Below are 3,750 nucleotides of genomic sequence, written 5' to 3' on the forward strand. Positions count from 1 at the left end.
AGCAGCGCTCAGCAAGATCAAGAAGGCACCGCATCTCCTGCGTGGATTCCTCGCCGGAACAAAGCTGGCATTGCTGGAGTGACCGTCAAGCGCTGAGATAAAGATCAGTAGTGAGGATTCGACCACTGTGAGGGCTGGCGCTGCATCGCCGACTACGCAGCTTCAGCCCTTTGTTCTCCTGCCCCGGGATGAACTCCTGCACATCCCGGGTGCAGTGGGGACGGCCAGTGCGCGGTGGAGGTGGAGGGGAAGCCACACCGTCCTCGCGCGCGGCCGCTGGTGGTGCTCGCCTGTATCACGCGGCGGCTGGGCTATTGCACCGGTTCGGGCACGTCCCCTTCGCCTGCTCGGAGCTCCTGCAGCTGTCTGCCCATGTCCCTCACGGCTCGGGGCTTGTGTCGAGTTCTTGCAGCGCGGTGCGCAGTGCGACGAGCGCGGTGAGATCAGCAGTCGCTATGAACCTCTCCAGTAAGACGCTGGCCCGCCAGTGGTGCCTGTTGCGGACCGCTTCGATGATCTCTTCGATGGCTCGGCGCTGAGCTTCATCGTCCGGTGTGTTGCTGCGGCATCATCCGCCATCAGACCCGCTTTCCGTGCTCCTCCAAGTGTCCTCCTCTTTCGGCCCGCCGGAGTACGTTCTTGACGGCGGCCGTCGAGAACGGCGGCCCGGCATGACTGCTGGGCGGATTCCAAGGGTGTCTGGCGGGGTGTTTGTGAACGCGTGTGCCTCGTAGCCGCGATGGTCATCTTGTTTTCGCACCGTCTACACAAACCCGCACCGGCACGGTCACGTTACGGACCGGGGCCGATATCATCCCGATGTGGGAGGGGTGGCAGTTCCGCAGGCTGCTCCCTGCCGGTCGCGATAGCGAGCACGTGTGGGCCCACGTGAGGAAGGCACGGGGGAGTGATGCTCGACGCGGACGGTCTTCGCACGGTGTGGTGGTGCTGCAGACTCACCCCTGAGCGGCGGTGTTGGAGCAGGTCCTGGCTCAAGTCCAGCATCGACTTGTAGCCGACGTCGTCCGTCTCGGCGCCCTGCTCAAGAACCAACTGGAGGATCTCCAGTCCGACACCCGGTCCGGCCACCGTTCCTCCTCATGTCAGCGCCCAGTCCGGCGAGTTGAAAAGCGCCCGCTCAGGATGCCGCCCAGTCGAGACCGAGGGCGGCGAGTGCTGGATGTCCAGGAGCGGTATTTCTGATCAGGGCTGGTGGTCTTACCTGCATCTATCAGTTTGACGTGCTCGTGTGGTCAGGTGGTGCGGGCGCTTCGACGGGGCGGTTGTGGGAGGCGGTCTTGGTGTCTGAGGGCTTGATCTGCGGTTTTGCCAGACAATTGGCCGGATGCTCAGGTGGTTTCACTTGTGGTGATCGGCGATCAGGTCCAGTGAGCGCTGGTATGGGGCGGAGTCTTCTACGGGTGGTGGTTGCGGCAGGTGGGGCAGGCCGTGGGACTGCGGAGGCCGTGGCGGTGGGTGGGGGTGGCCCGGACTCCACCGTTGCCGGCGCAAGGGAGTCGTGCCGAGGACATGGGTTCCCGACACCGACCAGTCGGTCCCCCACCGGATGCCGGCAGCAGGCGCGGGCGTAAGCCTCGCCCGTCGCACCGGGCCTGGCTGGAGCCGGTCCGCGGGTTCCTCTTCGCCAGCGGCCTGAGCCTCAGCGACCTCGTCGACCGCTCCGGCTATTCCAAGACCCGGACCAGTGAGCTGCTGCGCGGCAATGGCTACTCCCCCGCCTGGGAGATCACTTTCAGTGTGATCCGAGCCTTGGGCCTGCCTGTTGCGACGATGCGCCGGTTGTGGACTGCGGCCGCTCGCGAAGCCCAGAAGGAACCGGACTGGATCAGAGACCCTCAACGAGACCATGATCCGGGCCTACACCGCCTACGCGCGCGCCTTCCTGTTCACCGACCACCGCGCCCGCTGGGTGGTGACGGAAACCTTCGACATCCTCTGGCTGTGCTGGAGCGAGGCCGCCACCAGCGAGAACATCCGACGCTACGCCTGGCAGCTGCTGCGCTCGAGGGTCATGGCCCGCGCGCACCGCGACGCCGAAGACCGCCCCGACCTGCGCGCCGCAGTCTTCTCCACGGCGGAAGCCTGCACCGACGCACCCGGCCAGTTCGCCGCCCTGAGTGAACTCATGGATCTGTTCGGCGCGATAGGCCGGCTTCCGCACGAGCAGATGGACGTAGCCGTCCTGCGCCATCTGTGCGGCCTGGCCCTCGAAGAGACCGCCGATGTCCTCGGACTGAGCACGGCCATGACTCACGCCGTCGACCATCACGCCCGCGCCACCCTCGACGACCTGATCACCGCGCACCGCTCACGGGAGTGAAGTTAAGCCGCCATGCCCTCCATCGATGCCCTCCTTGCCCGAGCCCGCCTCCAGGACGGTCACACCGCCCCCGACGACACCGTCGCCTACGAGGACTGCGCCTATCGACGCCGCCCCGCCAGTCGGTGAGCCGTCCGACGACACGGACTCCGCCGAACTCCTCGACCACCTCTGCGACGTCGTCGTCACCGCGGTGGCTCCCGATGCCGTGGAATTCCTCACCGGCCAGCTCCCCGAACCCGAGGCCGCCTGGCTCCTGGGCTGCGCCCTGCGCCTCGCCGGTGTCGACGAAGGCGCACGCTTTTGGTGGCAGTACGCTGCCGGGAAGGTTATTCAGAACTGGTTGATCATGGTGTGCTCCAGGTGCGGAGGAGTTCGAGCTGGACGACGGTTTCGAGGGTCTCGGGGAAGCGGTCGAGGGGGCCTCGGTAGTCTTCGGAAAGGATCTTCCAGTTCTCCAGGTGGCCGATGCAGCGCTCGACCGCGGAACGGATCGAGGAGTGGGCCCGGTTGCAGTCCTTCTCCACCTCGGTGAGCGGGCGGTAGACGGGCTTCTTGTATGGGGTGAGCAGGCTGCTGCCCTGGTAGCCCTTGTCACCGAGGCCTGGACGTCTGCCGACGCTGGCCTGTGCACCCGAAGCCGTACAGGCGTAGGAGTCGTGGCGGGCGCCGGGCAGGGGAAGACGCCCGGCAAGGTCGGAGATGACCTGGACGTTGTGGCCACTGCGGCGGTGCTTTGCGGAAAACAGCTGCTCAGCGGCCTTCCAGTCCCAGCAGGGAGCGAGGAATCCGTCCACCAGGACCGGCTCACCGCGCGGAAGACGTGAGATTCCGAACCCCAGCTGCTTCAGGCTGTCACGCACCACAGGCCGCAGCACAGTGCCGTACCGCGAGACCGTCGGCTGCGAAAAACCGAACAGCTCACCGGCCATCTCCTGCACCGCATTGTGGCGCAGGAGGAAACACAGCAGTACCACCGCTCTCCACAACGGCAGTACACGAGGCCGCCCGCCCGCCTGGCCCCAGTCGGGAAGCCGGCGCTCCACCCTCCCGATAAGCAACGACAGCTGATGCGGACTCAAGCCGGTAGTACGGTGGAAGCGCATCGGTCCCCCCGAACGAGCGCGTGGTACTTGGCACTTCACACGCTACGCCGAGGGGACCGATCTTGTGCCCCAGCGATCAAATACCCCAAGATCGACTGACTTTTGAATGACCCTCCCGGTGTCGAAGTGATCTGCCGTGACCGAGCCAGTCGCTACGCCGAAGGCGCCGACCGCGGTGCTCCTGCCGCCGAACAAGTGGCCGACCGGTGCAATGCCAGTGAATTAGCAGAACTCTGCTGGTCAGCAGCCCGCTGATGGTCGGTTTGGGCTGATTTCATCCTTGGTGACACTGGGTAGTTCGTC

Annotated in this window: 2 protein-coding genes; one reads left to right on the forward strand and one right to left on the reverse strand. The window is 65.7% G+C overall.

Going from position 1 to position 3,750, the window contains the following annotated elements; translation table 11 throughout:
* The first annotated feature begins 1,867 nt into the window (after nt 1-1,867).
* On the forward strand, nt 1,868-2,341 hold the full coding sequence (locus tag ACZ7NC_RS44805; RefSeq protein ID WP_471498019.1) for an RNA polymerase sigma factor: 474 nt from the start codon (nt 1,868-1,870) through the stop codon (nt 2,339-2,341).
* A 347-nt stretch (nt 2,342-2,688) separates the two neighbouring features.
* On the opposite strand, the gene ACZ7NC_RS44810 is transcribed toward ACZ7NC_RS44805, so the two are convergent.
* Nucleotides 2,689-3,318 carry a transposase family protein gene (locus ACZ7NC_RS44810; protein ID WP_471498023.1) on the reverse strand — a complete coding sequence of 210 codons (630 nt, stop codon included), beginning with the start codon at nt 3,316-3,318 and terminating at the stop codon, nt 2,689-2,691.
* Nucleotides 3,319-3,750: the final 432 nt, after the last annotated feature.

The organism is Streptomyces sp. NPDC111802, assembly GCF_055634335.1.